Raw genomic sequence first — 16517 nt, forward strand, 5'->3', positions numbered from 1 at the left:
TCCACCAGCGTTTTCGAAATGCTGTCAGCGCTGGCCTGTGAACCATCGTAGGTACCATCGACGATCTGCCCTATCTGGTTTGCTATCGCCAACAGGCTTTTTCGATACTGGATCTCCGAACGACGGCGGAGGGATGGTTTCAGGTTCATCCTCCTGCCACTGGGCCTTCGCATCTTCTATGTCCTCATCAGTGATAGAACCACCGATCCCAATCACATCAGAAATGTTCCTGAGGTCGTTAAGCGCTGCTGCAGGCGTCATTCCGAGCTCACGAACGGCGGTACCGAGTGCGGTAACCACATTGTTCGCCATCGCTGCACGGTCCACGTCTGACATCTCCCAGAGCTTGTTAAACTCGAATGTAAAATCGTCAGGCAGTGGTTCACCGAACAGAGAGCGCCAGGAGATATCGAGCAGCCAGCGGATATGTCGGCGTAAGCGTCTCTCCTGCAGCGAGTTAACCCGGCTGTAGTAGTTTTCCAGATCGCCGTCGCCGGTGTTGAAACCTGCAGGGGACTGCCCGAACAGACGGACGAGAGGAATTCCCGTCGCGCCGGAAACCTGCTCAGCAAAGCGCAGAAGGACATCAGCGATACCCGCAAACGTATAGCTGTGGGTTTCGAACTTATCCTTACCATCCATGATGGTCATGCCTTCGATGGTCTGGAACTGACGTATCATGTCCAGGTGCTTCATCAGCGCCTTTTCAAGGTCGCCTCCGGTAGCAAGAATCTTGCGCAGGTCTTCAATGCTGTAGGTCCGCAGATGCGCTTTGTGGATCAGTTGTGTGGTGCCGACGGTCGCAGTATCAAACGCCTCGATACGCTCGAAAATACGCTCCACGACAGACATCCCCCAGCCGTTTTCCGTCTGGGCCTGCTGGAAAGGAAGCGTATCGCCCTCCATGCGGATAACGCGGCTATGGTGGATCTTCCAGGGGGGAATCCCCTGCTGGTTCGTGATTACCTTGTAATATTTCGGTTTCCCAAAATCGGGACCGTAATCGGTAACGAGATCGTAATAACTCGGGTTAACCATCCAGCGGTCAAGGCTCATCACGCCCTTAAATTGCCCCTCTTTGATGCGATCCAGTTTAAGCTGGGAGGACATATCCTGCCCTTCAAGCAGGACCACCAGCACCGCGCCACCATACAATCGTGACCATTTGAGGTTATCGTTGAGCCCATCCCATATAGCGAGCTCATCCCAGAAGGTTTCGAGCTTGCCCTTTTGTCCAGGTTTCAGCTTTGAGCTGATGTTAATCCCCTTACGGGTCATATCATCGGCCATAGCATCCACACCGGCACCAACGAGGAACGATGAACGATACGCAAACTCCAGCATCACCCTGTTACGGCTGATGTACCCGGGCATGTACATTCCGCCCGTCTGTATGTTTCTGGTGTCGCTGCCAAGTTTGGCCGTGAAATTGTTGTACCCGTCAGCTGTCGCAACGGGCTTTTGTGCGTCGTTCTGGCGTTTCTTACGGGACATGTCACGCTCCGGCCAGTTTGGCCCAATTATCAAGAGAGGAATCCATCGGCGCGTAGTTAATCATCACGGCGTCAGCGAGGTTCGGCGATTTTGTGCCTTCCGGCTGTTTATCCACGAGGATTTTACCCACGGCGTTTTTCGACCATGTAGGCTGTGAAAGCTCCATCAGCAGGCGGTCAATATTTTCTATCTCGCTGCTTATCGAAATGATTTCGTCGGGGTTGTAGTCCATCCCGTTCAGCGCGCGGAAGGTGTTCCGAAACAGCTTGCGGAGATGCCACCAGCTCTGTGCTTTTGCGTTCGCGAAGAAGTCTTTATTCAGGCGCGCCGCTTTACCGTTATCACCAGGAACGGCTTCATCTTCCGGATCGAATACGCTACCGCTACCACGGAAAGGCGTAGCTGTGATTGTTCCCCGGCCTTCAGCCTGCCTGAGCTCGTTTATCACGCGAGCATCGCCACGCGCACCGGCGCCCAGACCGTCCTCATCGAAACGGAACTCATCCAGACCGTAATCGTCACAGTACCCAAACGATTTAACGACAGAAGCGTAGATGTCGCTGCCAATGCCAGACCATTCGTGAACGTTCTGCAGAAGGAAGCCATAGCGGCAAGAAAAGCCGTTTTTGTCTTTCCCTTCATCCGCGATATCCATTGCGCCGAGGCGCTGGCCGCTGGGCTGAATACCCAGTTTGATATGCGCGTCGACGGCAGCCTGCACCCATTCAGAAGGAATGAGAATCCCCTCTGTGGATGCGCTGTAGTTCAGGTCCAGTTCCTGAGCAACGATAATCGGATCATCAATTTTCAGACATTCGTTGCGGTACCACTCATCATCCTTGCGAGGGTCGCTGCGCCAGTGGAACGTAAACACCGGGATATTTCCGCTGTGGCGCTTTTTAGCAAACGGGTTATTCATGCCGTTGACCGAAGAGAGGTCTATACGGCAGCGGGTCGTCTGAGAGAGCGCAGCGTCGATGAGTAATGGCCGTTTGAGGAATGCCGACTCATCCACGAAATAAAGCGTGGTACGGTCACCACGGCCAATGTTATCGCCAGCCTCTCCCTTAATTACCGCGCCCGTTTCCGGGAACTCCACGCGCATGTAAGGGGCATGTTTTTTGTCACTCCATGAACCGCGAAACTCAACCGGCAGCAGCTCGACAAACTTACGCGCTTTCCAGAACAGTGCTTTCGGGTCGCCGGTACTGTCGACATATTCCTCTTTACGGGAACCGAACCCGATCACCATTTCTTTGTTGAACAGGCAAAGCGAACAGGCCAGACCGATAGAGGTCCAGCTCAGCCCCATTTCTCGGCTTTTTTCTGTCAGTCCATGCTCAAGACTGGCGCGCCTGTCCATGATCCAGTGAATCCATTCCTCCTGGCGGGGGAACAGCAAAAACGGGATGGTGGCAGGCAGGCCATAATCGAGGTTACGCGGGTCCGTCGTCATACCCCAGTCGATGATGAACTGAGCCGGGTTAGTGCGGTAAAACTCACGGAGTGCCGGAAGCATTTCAGGCGCTTTCCTGATCCGCTCCAGCCTCTCCATTCTCCACTCAAACACGGCGGTATAGTCCGGTTTGCGGAAGTCAAAGGGGAACGGGATCGGCACAGAAAAATTCCTCAAAAACGCCCCGATTTAACATAATGGTCGTTACCCGCACTGGCGCAACAGCACCCATCACGCAAACGCGGTGAAGCCTCTGTTTTGAACAGAAAAGTGGTCAAATCGGGATGAATAAAACGTGCATAAAACGGGTCAAAAAGTGCATAGCGTTTTTTTGGTTCGAAACGCCTGTTTTTGCAATTTTCAGCCCATGAGTTTTTTGTAGATATCTGCGGCCTCATGCGGAGACAGGTTCGCCGCGTCGGCTTTGGCTGCCTCGTCCATATTGGTGAACGATTCGAAAATTTTCGGTGCTTCCAGCTCCATAAGCAGGGTTGCCGGAACTTTTACTCCCTCTGCCTCAAGCAGCTGCGCCGCCTCCAGCGCAGAGTAATTCCCGGCCACCTTGTGTTTCATCACCTCGCGAAGCACATCACGCTGACGTTCTTCCTCGCTATAGACGCTGGTACCAAGACCGAGCACCTTTGAGAAAACAGCAATATCGTTATGCGTGGGCAGCACATCTTCGATCGTGGTTTTCACACCATCCGGCGATGTGGTGACAACCTTCCGCTTGCGAACGTCCAGGCTCTTACCGGCAACGCGGTTTATTTTCTCTCTGAGAGCTTCGCGAGCCTCAGTGAAAGCGCGCTCAAACTCTATATTCTCTTTACGCCAGCGACGGATCGTCGTCTCGTCCACACCTAAGCGCTGAGCAACCATCCGATTGCTGATTTTGCTACGGGCTAATGCCATGTCCATAACGATACCGACGTAGGCTTTTCTGAAGCTTTTTTTAGGAGCCATACTTCCGCCTAAGTCAATGTGATTATTTTTTGTTCAAAATCCAATTTCTCCGATCCGGGTGCGGCGTATCACGCGGTAAATTCTGGCGTGCAGGCCGCGTCCTCTCTGGTGCCAAGTGCGGCATATCAGAGGGGGTAAAAATGCGGCATATCCTTTTTTTCGGGAAAACTGCGATTTGATGCCCGGAGGCCGCGCAGAATGGGGAGATAGTGGATCGCCCTAATATTTCCACTATGTGGATAACTCAGTCGTCCAAATCCATCTCCACCACTTCACCGAAAAGGTGACCGTAAACGTCCATTGTGGTTTTGATGTTCGAATGCCCTATAAGTCGGGAAACCTTCAGAATGTCGACGCCTTTGTTTGCCAGGCGAGATACAGCAAAGTGGCGAAGATGATGGAATCGCTTAATGCCATAGTCGTTCAGGGTTCTGACGAGAACCCCCTGAGTGCCGTAGCTGGTAGCGAGGCATGCGCCGGTAAACTGGTTGCAGATAAGAGGCTCAGAGGTACCGAGTTTACTTTTATCCAGCAACGCGAAAAGCTCACGCGGCATCCGTACCCGGCGCTCCACGCCTCTTTTCAGCCCCTCGTGTATAACGCCATCAACAACATGTCCCCGGATGTCGATCCAGTCGACTGACACGTCGTTATAAGTAACAGCCAGAGCCTCACCGATGCGCAGGCCACAAATACCGAGCCAGCACGCAATACGCTCACGAACTGGCGCGTTATTCAGTAGCTCTCTGACCGATGATGATGGCGGTATGGTGATGGGTCGACGCTTCCGGCGCGCGGGACGGTCAACAGGGTTAAAAGTGATGAGCCGCTTTTCCACCAGCAGGAAGAAAGCCGAACGAATCCAGCGATGGCAGCCGGTGCGAACCGAATCAACGATATCGCGATGGCTGATATGGAGAATATTTTTTTCCAGTATCGGCCCGTCTACAGCGAGAAGATCGTGACGGCATTTCGTATATGACGACAGCCGTATGATATTTTTTTCCAGCTTGCCGGCCTGATACCCCAGATAAAACAGAATTAACTTTCGGAAAGTCCAGGAATGGTCTATTCCGGTCCAGCTGGCGGTTCGACAATCCAGCTCGATATTCTGTTTTTGCCAGAAAAGATGTGCGGCATCATCAATATTCTTAAAGATGCGGCGGCGCCCATGACCAGATTTTTCATCCTTCCAGTGGACGTAATATTTTGATTGTCCATTGGCATCAGTGGATTCTTTTATCGAAGCCATACTGAACAATCCTCACTCAAAAAACATTATCAAAGCCACTCGGTGAATGGCTTTTGTAATGAATTTATCGGACCAGCGTTACTTTCGTTTTTGTAAACCGGCGCACCAGTCGAACGGCTTCACGCTGGAGCTCGCCTTCGATCTGAGGAGTAAGTGGCTTACGTGCGTATTTCCGGCTTATTTCTTCAATCACCTGGTTTATTTGCTCATTACTCGGCGGGATTACTTCGACATTTAAGCGAGCCATCAAGCCACCTCTTTTTCGGTTAGTTTCTCGACCTTATCACGAGCAAGCGAACAGCACAGGCGCACAAACAATGACGCTATTACGTAGGCTACCGCTGTAAACACCCACCCACCGTATGCAAGCATGGAAGCCCCCAGCACCAGGCAGAACCATCCCCAAACTCTCGCTATTGCGTTCTTGCGCTTAGCAAAGCGTTCAAGGTATTCAATACCCTCCCGCCGGGACTTATCATCCTTTGAATACTCAACACCAAACGTAATAATGAGAGCTAACAAACCAACTACCGCGCCAAGCAATACGATCACCCAATAGGCGGCGGCAACTACTCTCAATAAAGAACCGGCACCTGTAGTAACAGCAAAAAGCAAAGCGGCGAGCAGCGCGTAAAAAGTTATTTTTGTTGCTGCATCAGTGAAAAATTTCTTCATTGCGTTTCCTTTAAGGTGTGAGCCTGTCGTACAGGAGCACCGCCCGAGAGAGGTCGCCACCTTTAACGATGCTCCTCAGGCTCACTACTGAAAGACTCTCTGAAATGCGCGTACGAGGCGCAGAAAAAAGCCCCGCTATTGCGAGGCTCTGGTTTTCTCTATTTCACGTATCCCAGCCAGCTGGTTATTTGCTTTTTCGATAGCGGCCAGCAGCGGCTTGATCCAGAGAACAGCCTGACAATACGTCAGCGCGCTGGTGGTAGTGGCGCTATCACCGGCTGCGTCAGCGCCCCCGGAATCGGTGTGCATTGCGCTGGCACGTAGACGGTGCGTGTATTCGAGCAGCCCACCAGCGACATCAGCAGGAACAAGCAGATCACAGGTTTTTTCACGGCGGAGGATCTCCCGGTATTCGATAACCGTGTTATCGGCGCTGGCATCAATCAGTGAATTGTTCCGGTTGGTGTAGTCGGCAATCTGATTGAAACGATTAATGTTAAAAGCTTGAGTGGCTATCACCTGCCGCTGGCCATCTACCTCTTGCTCTGCTTTTTCTGCCCTGCCACGTTGTTCGCTAAACTGCCCCAGCAGCACAAAAATAATGATTCCTGACAGCAGCAACTCAACACCCAGAAGCAACCAGGTTTTCAGGGTCATTTATCAAGCCCCCAGCACGATAGCTCGGACTCCTGGTCACGGCGTAGAACCTGCCCGTAACAATTGTTCGAGCGGATACGACAATCGCGACCGCCGTCATAGGTCCAGCGTTTTATCTCTGCGCATGCACCGGACCGATCACCAGCATTGAGCTTTCTCCAGAACGTTGACGGCAGGCATTTTCCGGGGCCGATGTTCCACGGGCAGAAAGACGCTATGCCGACTTTTTGTGGCTCGGTCAGCGGAACTCGAACGTTTTTTTCCACCCAGGCCAAAGCTTTCGCCTGCTCTGCCTTGTCGATTTTGTCGCACTGCTGGCGAGTCAACTGCATGCCCTTAACCACGGGTTTGCCGTCAACGCGAGTCACACCGCCACAAATCGTCCACACGCCACCAGCATCAGGATAAGCAACCAGGCTGGTGCCTTCTTTTTCATCCTGAAACTGACTCATTAGCACCGACGCAGTGGCACCGGCAGCCAATAGCCCAAGCATGGCAGCGCTGAGCTTGCTTTTAGTTGATGCCATGATTAGTTGTCCTGCGGTGGAGGGGTTACATAGCCACGCGCCAGCGCTGCCTCATAGGCTTTTGTCTGGCGGCGTTTGAAGTAAAAGTTAACGAAGAAAGTCAGCAAGCCAATAACGAAGCCGCCGACGACTGCGACAAGGTTCCAGTCAAGGTCATGTATCCATTTAGCTATGCCACCCCAGCAAATGAGGCCGCCGGATGTACAGTACCCCGCTATCGATGCGATTTTGTCAGGCATAGTTCTGTGCATTCCACACCTCCGGGTCCGGGGTGTTGTGTGTTAAAAAAAGAAGTTAAATTTTACGGAAAACTTACGGCAGAGCATTTGATAGAGCCTCTTCGAGGCTGAGACGCCGGAAGCACTTAAGCTCTGTCTGGCGACTACTGTTGATAATATTCACCTTACCGGCCAGCGCACTGGCGGTATTGGTAAACTCACCGCGCCATCGCGTAACACTCTCTGCTGTAGGATTATCCAGCCCGACGTGATCACCATGCCAGTGACTACCGCCATTAATGGAGCAGTCAAACCCTAACAGGATGATGTTTTTCGCCCCCTGGCTGGCAGCAAACAGAATCGAGCGCTGCCCGGAGTTGAAGGCCCACCGGGTATCTGTATCAAACAGATTTAGCCCATAGCGTTTATGAGCCCGGTAATTACAGGTCCAGCGAGAGGCGGAGGACGGCAGAACATCGATGTTTGCATCCCACCAGCGCAGATCACCCGCGTAAATGTATTCACAATCAGGCACGGCTCGCCAGGTGGAGTTAACAGCTATAACCGGCAGCCCCGATCCGGAGATCAGTTCGCAATCTGATTTATTGAGAGACGGGCCGGATGCACAAATGATGAATGTATTCATTCGCGGCGACCAAATTTAGGCATAAAAAAACCCGCTCGGAGGCGGGTTTGATTTCGTGCAGGCGCAATAACCTACGATTTGAAGCATACACGACAAGTTCGGACAAAATCAAGCTTAATGTGGCTAATATGCTAAATTTTGTTCACATCATCACGAAAGCTCGTTGCGTCCTGAAACGCCGAGTCTGCTTTTTGTTCTTCTCTGTAGCAGACGTCGACAAGCCCCTCCAGAAACGGTTTCCAGTTACGGGTCCACGTTCTGACGTGCAGATCCGGGACTCGCTTCAGTATCGCTTTATAGGCTGCAGTAGACGGCACCCCAGAAAATCCGTTTCCGCTGCAGCGCTCACAGGTTTTGAACACCGGCGCGCCGCGCTCGCTTGTGGCTTTGCGGTCGAGCACCTCACCTTTGCCGCCGCAACGGCATCGGGCCAGCAGCTCACCTTTGCCGTTACATGCCGTGCATTTACGCTTGACCAGTTCGTGCTTGATTTTCGGCGGTACGATTTCCATTCCGTCAGAGTTGAAGACTCCCGGATGTTTGATCACATCCTCATACTGAGAGGTTAATCCGCTGCCGCCGCAGCTGTGACACGTCACGCTGGTTTCCGCTGAACGGGAGTATTCGGCAAAGGCGAATTGTGCGAGCACCAGCATACACCAGCCGAATTCTCCTGCTGCTGTTTTACGTACATTCTTGGGCGCTGATTCCATTGCATGACGCGACAGAGCCTGTACAGCCAGTTGCTCATCGCTTTTGCTGATCCCGGTCTTACCAAAGAAGGCAGCCAGACCAAACCGCGCTCGGCTGCTGGTGGTACCAATGGCCGCCATAACATCAGTGCCGGTGATACGATCCGGAGAGGTTCCTTTCACGTCGTCGCTGATGTGCATTCCCTGAGGGCTAAAGTGTTTTAGTGATGCCTCCAGTTTCATTCTTCACACTCCCCTACCAGGTTAAGAATCACCGCGGCGCCGTGGTTCTCCATGTATTGGCCCTTTTCACTTTCAAGGAACCAGCGACATACCTCGATAGCTTCAGCTCGCGTCACGGGTTTGATGGTTGCCAGCAATTTTTCAAGGTAGCGCTCGCGGTCATATACGGATTCGTGATGCTCTGAGTAACCAAATTCATCGCCCAGCTCCTGGCTTGAAGTGTGGCGAACGCTATAGAGCCAGTCCCAGTAAATAAATTCACGAACAACATCGGACAGCGTAAAAGGCTCAGGCAACACATCGCGATATCCATCAACAAATGCCCGACGCTGATCATCAATTTCATACATACGGCTGCCGTTAATGCTGCCAGCTTTCTTCTCGGCCGGAGTCCATCCCCAACGGTGATCGTCGATAAATTTCGGGGAAGACTTGATTACTCTCTCAGCTTCAACATCTTCGAGCGCTGCCTCATAGCTGCCGAAAGTAGCCCTGACTGATGCTGCTTTTTTGATATTCTCCCGGGCGTTCTTGATTGCCTGTGCCGGGTTACCCATACCGATTGTACCGAAGGCAACCTGGAAAGGATCGCCACCATTCGCCAACAGATAACCCGCATAACGTTTCTCGGCCTCTTTTGGGGTGATTTCAATTTTCTCCAGCGCGGCTTCGGCTGCGTCCAGATGTGCGGGTTCGTTCAGACGGATAACCTCCAGCACCCAAAGATAAGCATCAGTCTGCTTATGCCCGGTGATTCTCCGTTGCTCGGGCAGAGGCTTGATGTTTGAGAGGGCGGAGCTGTGAGCTGCCGTCGGGATGGTGAATAGTGCTTTATGTTCGTTGTTATCAGTACGCATTACGCAGCCGCCTTTTTCTTGAAGAAAACCACCTCACGAACCTGATCGCCGTTCATGAGCATGTCGTTAAAATCCCCGTGATCCGGGTAGTAGATGCTGATTTTTTCCAGGTCATTTTTTGCCAGTAAGTTGGCATGGGCGCATTCCGTGGCCGCAGCCAATCCGGTGGCGCTGTTTACGTCTCGATCTGCGAAAATAATCAAATTTTTCACACCTGCAGGAACACGGAATTTCTTCATGAATCCGCTGGTCATGGTGGCCCAGGTGTTAACGTTGTACAGCTGCTTGCAGGAAAGAGCCGTTTCGATACCCTCTGCAATTCCGAGGGTCGTCGCTACCGGGAACATGCGAATAGCGACGGAACGGGCATGATCCAGATAGCTTTCGTCCTGAAGAGATTTCTGGCGCTTCACGCTGTCTCCAATGTCAGCCTTTTTCGCGCCATCCAGTAAGGTCAGATGCCTATAGCAAAGTTCGCCTTTGTCGTCGGTTGCTAATGCATAGAGAGACTGAAATACCCTTCCGTTGTGTCGTTGGTGATCATTGAAACGAATGGCATCAGCAGGAAGCTGATAAATCCCGCGTGCGTTGAGATAAGCTGCGCCAGAGGTCCCTCTCAATGGGGCCAACTTAGAGAACTTACTGAGCACTCTTTTACGCATGCTGCCTGCGCTGCTTGTTTTGGGGATATTCTCACGGCGGAACGTATTGCCGATCAGAGCATCGATTTCGCGGCAAATCTCGTTAAATGGTTTGCCCTGGGTTTTGGTAACCAAGTCCATTCCCGTACCGCTGCCGCAGGTACAGATCCATGTTCCCCGGCCGTCCCGGTCATCAATACGCAGCTTTCCCCGCGCACCACATACCGGACATTCGCCTTTAAAGTGATTTCTGGCATTAATGGGAGGTAACCCGAAGTGCTCAAAAATCATTGCCCATTGACCTTTTGCCGCTTCTGCCGTCTTCATGCTCGTTTTCCTAACTGCTGTTTGATATCGCTAATCGCTTTCTGTGCTTGCTGTACTGATGATGGAGCTGCCGTTCCTGATGCCTCCTGCAGGCGCTTTGCCTTCTCCTGCCCTTTCGCATACGCAATCAATTTGTGCCGGATGAAATTAGAGACGGTCGGCGTGATCTCCATCGGGAAATCGCTCAACCCGTTAGGCCACTCGTCAAACCGTTCGCGAAAGGTGTTTGCGCACCAGCCATCGCTGATGGGCTTTTTCCCCTGCGATACGCGCTGGCGCTGATAGAATTTGATCTGACTCCACCAGGCCTGTTTCTCTGCCTTAGTGGGCTGATGCTGGTTTTTACCCAGCTTTTTGAGTTTGCGGCCGGTGTCGGTATCGACGTCCTCACCGCCCAGCGGCTTATGCCCACATTTCGGGCATACATAGACGCCAGCTGGCTTCATGTAATGGCATTGAGAGCATTCGTGTGGCAGCTTTTCGGCCCGTTCCTCAGCTGCGCGGCGCGCGCTTTCCTCCATGCCGTCAGACTTACCGGGAAGATCGTCGTACTCGATTGAATCCGGATAACCCAAACGGTGTACGGTGCCGCTGTGATCGAAGATGAGGCAGGACTCTTTACCCGGTGCGGTGCGCAGGCCACGCCCGAGCGCCTGCAACCAGCGAATTTCGCTTTTTGTTGGCCTGGCGTAGATGATGCAACGAACGTCACTATCGAAGCCGGCCACCAGAACGCCCACACTAACGATGATTTTCGTTGCACCGGTTTCAAAGCGGTGAATGATGGTCTGGCGCTCATCCACTGGAGTGTCGGCGGTCATGACCTCAGCATTAACACCCGCCAGGTTAAACTGGATTGTCAGATAATTGGCGTGGGCTACGTTGACGCAGAAAGCGATGGTAGGCAGATCCCGGCCATTCTCCAGCCAGTTCTGTACGATGTCGCCCACCAGCGTAGAGCCGCACATGATTTCAGCCAGCTGCGTTTCGTTGTAATCGCTGCCGTACTCAAGCGATGCTTTGGTTTTAACACCCTTCAGATCCGGCTTAGTTGGCGCGTAAAATTCGTATTTACTCAGATCGCCACGCTGGATTAACTCGCCGATGGTGGTCGGCTTAATCAGTCGGTCATAGTATTTGCCCAGGAACGGGGAAAACGGAGTACCCGACAGGCCAATCACCTTTACGCCTTTGCCGCGTAGACGGTCGATATCCTTCAGGATGCGTTTTTTACGCAGGTGTGCTTCGTCGATAATCAGCAGATCGATATTTTCAGGAAAAACACGACGAATAAGCGTGTCGGCGCTGGCAATCTGAATTTTCCGGTCCGGATCGTAGTTCGGGTGATCAGCCCAGATATAACCGATTTCATCCCCCGGTAATCCATACTCCACGAACCGATTAGCCGTCTGACCGATCAGGATAGTGTACGGTGCACAGAACAGGACGCGCATACCACGGCTGACAAACCCGGCAACGATGAAGGCGGCCAAACCCGTTTTACCGCTACCGGTTGGCGAGTACACCATGAAGGTGTCGTTTGCCTTCCAGTCACGGCGCAACATGTTTAGCGCTCGTTCCTGTGCAAAATTCGGCGTGATCGTCAGCTCCATTGTGCAGCTCCCGTGCTGATGAGATAATAATTTTGTGATGTGGTTTTCATGGATTCCCCCTCACATGGCTGGTGGCCTCCCCAAAGGCTGCCAGCCTCCCTTCTGATTCAGCTCCCCTGAAAAATCACTCTTCCAGGAAGAACCATTTTTCGTTTCTCAGCGACTGCTCGCTTTGTACTACCTTGCTGATACAGGCGTTTTTTTAATTTCGCCCTTAAGACAGAGATCTACTTAACCAATGGATCTCTCCTGTTGGAAAAGACCCTATTCCTGCCCCTACACCCAATCCCCCCTTACCCCCCTTTCCCTCTTCCCCATAAAAACGTACTACTTCCCTAGTACATATGAGGAGTTGGGTCAGTTGGTTGCCAACCTGAACAGGCACCTTTAAGCCTGCTTCTGTTCGGGTACCTTTAAACCCGAAACAATGAGGAGCGCGATTGCGTTACAGCCAGGGGAGGTTCGGCGGTATACCCCTGTAAAGCTCTGCCCTGATTTCTCACAAACAGGCGAAGCCTTGTGTTTGCTTCATGCCTTGCCTGGTTCTCCTTGCGGTAGGAAACGGGTTCAGCTTCGAACGTCTCCTGATACACAGCTGCATAACGCTGGATAGCTTTTTGTCGTGCAGTTGGTGTCAGGCTAAGTAACTGCTGCTTAATCCACTCAGCATCCGCCTGACTGAAGTCAGAGGGCATCACCTCAAAACCACCGTTCATTTAGCTATCGCTGCATCTGAAAACTAACTGCTCTTTGGCTATAATTGGCTTTTCTGGAAAAGACTTAGAGGCCGTCTCAATCGCTAGAGCCAATCGAGGTGAAGCATTACGATATCCATACGCGATGAGATTTAAGTAACCAGGTGAAGTACCAGCCTTGCAGGCAAGATCGTTCCACTCATCGGTAGAGGAAGATTTACGCCAAGTGAGAAGTTGATTTTTCATACTCGCTCCTTTTTTATCAAAGTTTATCTTTACGATAAATAACAAGCAAGTTAATTTATCAAAATTAGCATTTATCAAGATGATAAAAAATGAGAGGATGGTTGAATGGACATTAAAGAAATCAGACGCCGCAACTTGCAGGCATTACTAAACGATTATCTCTTACGCAAACCGAGGGCTGGTAAAGCCAGTTTCGCGGAGGAGATTGGCATCCCTCCATCACAACTGAGTCAGCTAACTAGTGACAGAGAAACAAGAAATATTGGTGACGTCATGGCACGGCGGATTGAAAGCACTCTGAAGCTTGATCACGGGTGGATGGATTCCCAACAATGGGGACCCGGTCCAGACTCACCATTTCTAAGCAAATCAATGGATATGCCAAGTGAAAAATTTACACTTCATAGCGAAAACAGTGTCTACACTGATCATAATCACAGCACTGATCAAAAATACATTATAGAAGTTTTAGACACAGAATTTAGTTGTGGAGGGGGTAGATTGAACTCTGACTATCCTGAAATAATTCGTTCGATTGAACTTGATCCAGAAGAAGCAAAAAGAATGTTTGGAGGGCGGCAGGCATCATCACTCAAGATAGCAACAGCTATGGGTGACAGTATGTTAGGAAGCATCTCTCCAGGAGAACTTGTTGTTCTTGACGTCACAGTTAAACGTTTCGTAAGTGATGGGATTTACGCGTTTGTCTATGGTGATAATCTCCATATCAAACGCCTACAACTGTTGAAAGATAGGCTTATAGTCATTAGTGACAATACTTCTTATGACAAATGGGAAGTCACCAAAGAAGACGAGGAGCTCTTCCGCATACAAGGTTTTGTCGTGGGTAAATGGCAGATGTCTTACACCCGACTGGGTTAAATATCCACCCAATGAATTCCATCTAAACCGCCGTCTAAGGCGGTTTTTTTATCACCCTGCAAATTTATTTATCAATATTTATCAACAGCATAATGCTCAGCCCACCATTTTTGATAAAATTACACTTTACCAAATTTTATCATTGAGATAAATTTAAATCTCAGCCACACGATGGAGTGCACAAAATGAGCAATCAAATCACAATAGCCAAAACAATCGGCAAAAGGATATTAAATAGAAGATCTTCGCTTCGACTTTCTCAGGATTATTTGGCTGATCATCTTGGTTTAACAACCAAAACCATTAACAACTGGGAAACCGGAAAAACTGTTCCATTCGCTGACCAGTTAATCCAATTGGCGAACGTTCTTCATTCTGACGTTCTGTGGCTCATTTCAGGAAACGAACAGTGCGGTGAATTTACCGAGCCAACCAGCGTAATAACGTCAAATCAACTTAACTCATGGGCTGCGGATATTGGAAATTGCAGAATGGCTTTATCTAACGCTATGGATTGCATGCCTCAGGAATTATCGACTATCGGTACGCTTACTATCGTTTATGAAAAATTAGACGACTTGCAAGAAACCATCTGCAAGCAAGCCGACAAAATTTAAAATTAATTAACACTATTTAATTAACGCCTTTCTTGGTGGGGACAAACTCACCCTGAGGAAATAAAAATGCAAAATTCCGTCGCAATTAATCAGCCAATTAAAACGCCTCAAATGCTGTTCGGTTCTGACAACATTAATGACTTTGGTAACCGCGTTCAGAGCTGCAGGATGGAAGGTGACTCAATGCAACCAACCATCGAACCCTGTGAGGTAGTGGCTTTCGTTGATTGCGGTGGCCGTGCGCTTACCTCTGGCATTTATGTTTACACAATGGATGCTTTTGGTCGCCCATGCCTTTTCATTAAGAGAATCGAGCCATTAGCTGATGGCTCATTAAAAATCATCTCTGATAACCATCATTACGAAACTTTCACCCTTAACACAGATGAACAGAAAGAAATCAAAATTCACGGTCGGGTAGTCGCTTCTTTGGCTGTGAGGCGCTTCGTATGACTTTCATCAAAGACATAGCGGCATATAGAACAGCATGCCTTTATGCGGCCTGCGGTTACGAGGTAATCGCTCGTCTTTATCTTAAAAAAGCATATGGACGGTAATTATGATCGTATTAAAAAGACAAGATATTCAGAGTGTGAATATCAAAGCTGAGCAACTGGCGGGTCTATCGCAAACATTATTTGAATATCACGACAAGCTCGACCACTTCCAACTTAAAACGATTTGCGCTCTTGTTTATGACCTAGCCGCTGATATTCATGACTGGACCGAAAAAGAAGAGGAAATAGTTATGAACTTGGAGGAGAAACAGCGCAATGGATAAATTAATCGAGACATATCGCCGACGAATTTTAAAGGCTGCGTTATTACGCCACCAGCGTAAAACCGGAAGCACCTGCATCATTATTAATATGTCTAAGGGGGGAATAAACACCGTCGAATTAACAGAAATACTGCTTGATGGTCTGTTGAGACGATTCGAAAAGCTGGCTCTCAGTGAATACGGGAATGTCGACGGCGTAAAAGCCATCAGAGGAATTTACAGCAACGCCGTGGATGTGAATGGCAGCGGTGAGTTCCTGACAGAAAGCGGAAAGGCATTAATCGACGATCTCATTGCTGAGCTGGTCGAGTTTGCCAAGAAACAAAAATCAGTCACTGCGGAGACAAGCCATGAGTGATCAGACACCAATTATCACACACGAACCAGTAAATATCGTGCTGACAATCGAGAACGGGAAAGTTATCCACGCGCGCCCGGTTCAGAACGGCGAGGTTACAGCATCGCTGGAGACTTTTTTATGGATGGCTGAGCAAGCCGGTTACACGATCACCCCACCAGCAGGAGAGAAGGACAATGGCCCTGACAGCGATACGAATTCCTGAGTGGGTACACCAGCAGGCGGTCCATGTACTCCGCCAGTTCAGAGCCAGGCGGATTCATCCCTGCCGTATGCACGGCTCGGGAAACCTGAGCCTGAGGGTTAATCGCCGCTGGCGGCTGCTATCCCGAGACGGCGGCCAGAACTGGGAAGTAATGAGCCATGAACGATACAGCAAACTGAAGGACAGAAAATGAAAATTCAACATCAGGACTATGGCGCCGTGGCGAACATCGTTATCACAAGCACTCTGTTTGAGTTCCGTAAACATAACCGAGTGGTAGATGTCACGCTGCTAAATACCCCCGGCATCGTAGCAACCCGTAGCGGAATGTTCTTCATGAGAACTGTTTTATCCGGCAAGTCCCGGGACATGCTGCGTGCATACAGATCTGTTTTTCGGGAGGCGTCACGATGAAGTATTTCCTCCTCTCTGTGCTGTTTGGCCTGTTGCTGGTGGCCGTCGTGTTCGGCGC

The 16517-nt window shown here is 50.5% G+C and carries 24 protein-coding genes; 8 read left to right on the plus strand and 16 right to left on the minus strand.

Features of this window, described 5'->3' with window-relative positions; translation table 11 throughout:
* Window positions 1–24 precede the first annotated feature (24 nt).
* The 16 genes from L362_RS09800 to L362_RS23970 all read right to left on the minus strand — a co-directional run bounded on the left by L362_RS09800 (window position 25) and on the right by L362_RS23970 (window position 13202).
* The gene (locus L362_RS09800) at window positions 25–1494 is read right to left on the minus strand and encodes a DUF1073 domain-containing protein (protein WP_023344733.1); all 1470 of its coding nucleotides are present in this window, start codon (window positions 1492–1494) and stop codon (window positions 25–27) included.
* A 1-nt stretch (window position 1495) separates the two neighbouring features.
* On the minus strand, window positions 1496–3112 hold the full coding sequence (locus L362_RS09795) for a hypothetical protein (protein WP_023344734.1): 1617 nt from the start codon (window positions 3110–3112) through the stop codon (window positions 1496–1498).
* 198 nt (window positions 3113–3310) lie between these two features.
* Complete coding sequence (locus tag L362_RS09790) at window positions 3311–3913, minus strand: beta/alpha barrel domain-containing protein (RefSeq protein ID WP_023344735.1); 603 nt, start codon at window positions 3911–3913, stop codon at window positions 3311–3313.
* 244 nt (window positions 3914–4157) lie between these two features.
* A complete protein-coding gene (locus L362_RS09785; RefSeq protein ID WP_023344736.1) occupies window positions 4158–5165 on the minus strand; it encodes a tyrosine-type recombinase/integrase in 1008 nt (335 codons plus the stop codon).
* A gap of 64 nt (window positions 5166–5229) precedes the next feature.
* On the minus strand, window positions 5230–5412 hold the full coding sequence (locus tag L362_RS09780) for a hypothetical protein (protein ID WP_023344737.1): 183 nt from the start codon (window positions 5410–5412) through the stop codon (window positions 5230–5232).
* Window positions 5412–5840, minus strand: a complete 429-nt coding sequence (locus tag L362_RS09775) for a hypothetical protein (RefSeq protein WP_023344738.1) — start codon at window positions 5838–5840, stop codon at window positions 5412–5414. Before L362_RS09775 ends, L362_RS09780 begins: the two co-directional genes overlap by 1 nt.
* 135 nt (window positions 5841–5975) lie before the next feature.
* Window positions 5976–6497: a hypothetical protein gene (locus tag L362_RS09770; protein WP_023344739.1), complete on the minus strand. Its 522-nt coding sequence runs from the start codon at window positions 6495–6497 to the stop codon at window positions 5976–5978.
* A complete protein-coding gene (locus L362_RS09765; RefSeq protein WP_023344740.1) occupies window positions 6494–7024 on the minus strand; it encodes a lysozyme in 531 nt (176 codons plus the stop codon). The genes L362_RS09770 and L362_RS09765 overlap by 4 nt, the downstream gene beginning before the upstream one ends.
* Before the next feature lie 2 nt (window positions 7025–7026).
* Window positions 7027–7275: a class II holin family protein gene (locus tag L362_RS09760; protein WP_023331998.1), complete on the minus strand. Its 249-nt coding sequence runs from the start codon at window positions 7273–7275 to the stop codon at window positions 7027–7029.
* A 61-nt stretch (window positions 7276–7336) separates the two neighbouring features.
* The gene (locus L362_RS09755) at window positions 7337–7888 is read right to left on the minus strand and encodes a motility associated factor glycosyltransferase family protein (protein ID WP_023344741.1); all 552 of its coding nucleotides are present in this window, start codon (window positions 7886–7888) and stop codon (window positions 7337–7339) included.
* A 131-nt stretch (window positions 7889–8019) separates the two neighbouring features.
* Entirely contained in the window at window positions 8020–8823 is an 804-nt protein-coding gene (locus tag L362_RS09750) for an antitermination protein (RefSeq protein WP_023344742.1), read from the minus strand.
* Window positions 8820–9680 (minus strand): hypothetical protein, encoded by an 861-nt coding sequence (locus L362_RS09745; RefSeq protein WP_023344743.1) that lies wholly within the window; start codon window positions 9678–9680, stop codon window positions 8820–8822. The genes L362_RS09750 and L362_RS09745 overlap by 4 nt, the downstream gene beginning before the upstream one ends.
* Window positions 9680–10648 carry a toprim domain-containing protein gene (locus tag L362_RS09740; protein WP_023344744.1) on the minus strand — a complete coding sequence of 323 codons (969 nt, stop codon included), beginning with the start codon at window positions 10646–10648 and terminating at the stop codon, window positions 9680–9682. The genes L362_RS09745 and L362_RS09740 overlap by 1 nt, the downstream gene beginning before the upstream one ends.
* Window positions 10645–12261: a DEAD/DEAH box helicase gene (locus L362_RS09735; protein WP_023344745.1), complete on the minus strand. Its 1617-nt coding sequence runs from the start codon at window positions 12259–12261 to the stop codon at window positions 10645–10647. The genes L362_RS09740 and L362_RS09735 overlap by 4 nt, the downstream gene beginning before the upstream one ends.
* 413 nt (window positions 12262–12674) lie before the next feature.
* A complete protein-coding gene (locus L362_RS0123090; protein WP_032637839.1) occupies window positions 12675–12977 on the minus strand; it encodes a hypothetical protein in 303 nt (100 codons plus the stop codon).
* Window positions 12978–13202 carry a hypothetical protein gene (locus L362_RS23970; protein WP_023344746.1) on the minus strand — a complete coding sequence of 75 codons (225 nt, stop codon included), beginning with the start codon at window positions 13200–13202 and terminating at the stop codon, window positions 12978–12980.
* A 105-nt stretch (window positions 13203–13307) separates the two neighbouring features.
* Here L362_RS23970 and L362_RS09730 point away from each other — a divergent pair, with 105 nt between their 5' ends.
* From L362_RS09730 to L362_RS09695, 8 genes are all read left to right on the plus strand, one after another.
* A complete protein-coding gene (locus tag L362_RS09730) occupies window positions 13308–14084 on the plus strand; it encodes a S24 family peptidase (protein WP_023344747.1) in 777 nt (258 codons plus the stop codon).
* Window positions 14085–14269: 185 nt separating this feature from the next.
* Window positions 14270–14701, plus strand: coding sequence for a helix-turn-helix domain-containing protein (locus tag L362_RS09725; RefSeq protein ID WP_023344748.1), 432 nt, complete (start codon window positions 14270–14272; stop codon window positions 14699–14701).
* A gap of 66 nt (window positions 14702–14767) precedes the next feature.
* Window positions 14768–15154 (plus strand): S24 family peptidase, encoded by a 387-nt coding sequence (locus L362_RS09720; protein ID WP_023344749.1) that lies wholly within the window; start codon window positions 14768–14770, stop codon window positions 15152–15154.
* 106 nt (window positions 15155–15260) lie between these two features.
* Complete coding sequence (locus tag L362_RS09715; protein WP_023344750.1) at window positions 15261–15482, plus strand: hypothetical protein; 222 nt, start codon at window positions 15261–15263, stop codon at window positions 15480–15482.
* On the plus strand, window positions 15475–15840 hold the full coding sequence (locus tag L362_RS09710; protein ID WP_023344751.1) for a hypothetical protein: 366 nt from the start codon (window positions 15475–15477) through the stop codon (window positions 15838–15840). The genes L362_RS09715 and L362_RS09710 overlap by 8 nt, the downstream gene beginning before the upstream one ends.
* Complete coding sequence (locus tag L362_RS09705) at window positions 15833–16045, plus strand: hypothetical protein (protein WP_023325728.1); 213 nt, start codon at window positions 15833–15835, stop codon at window positions 16043–16045. The genes L362_RS09710 and L362_RS09705 overlap by 8 nt, the downstream gene beginning before the upstream one ends.
* Window positions 16017–16238 (plus strand): ParE family toxin-like protein, encoded by a 222-nt coding sequence (locus L362_RS24960; RefSeq protein ID WP_023344752.1) that lies wholly within the window; start codon window positions 16017–16019, stop codon window positions 16236–16238. The genes L362_RS09705 and L362_RS24960 overlap by 29 nt, the downstream gene beginning before the upstream one ends.
* Window positions 16235–16459 (plus strand): hypothetical protein, encoded by a 225-nt coding sequence (locus L362_RS09695; RefSeq protein ID WP_023344753.1) that lies wholly within the window; start codon window positions 16235–16237, stop codon window positions 16457–16459. The genes L362_RS24960 and L362_RS09695 overlap by 4 nt, the downstream gene beginning before the upstream one ends.
* Window positions 16460–16517: the final 58 nt, after the last annotated feature.

Origin of the sequence: Enterobacter sp. MGH 16, from assembly GCF_000493175.1 — a bacterium.
GTDB classification, from domain to species: domain Bacteria; phylum Pseudomonadota; class Gammaproteobacteria; order Enterobacterales; family Enterobacteriaceae; genus Enterobacter; species Enterobacter roggenkampii.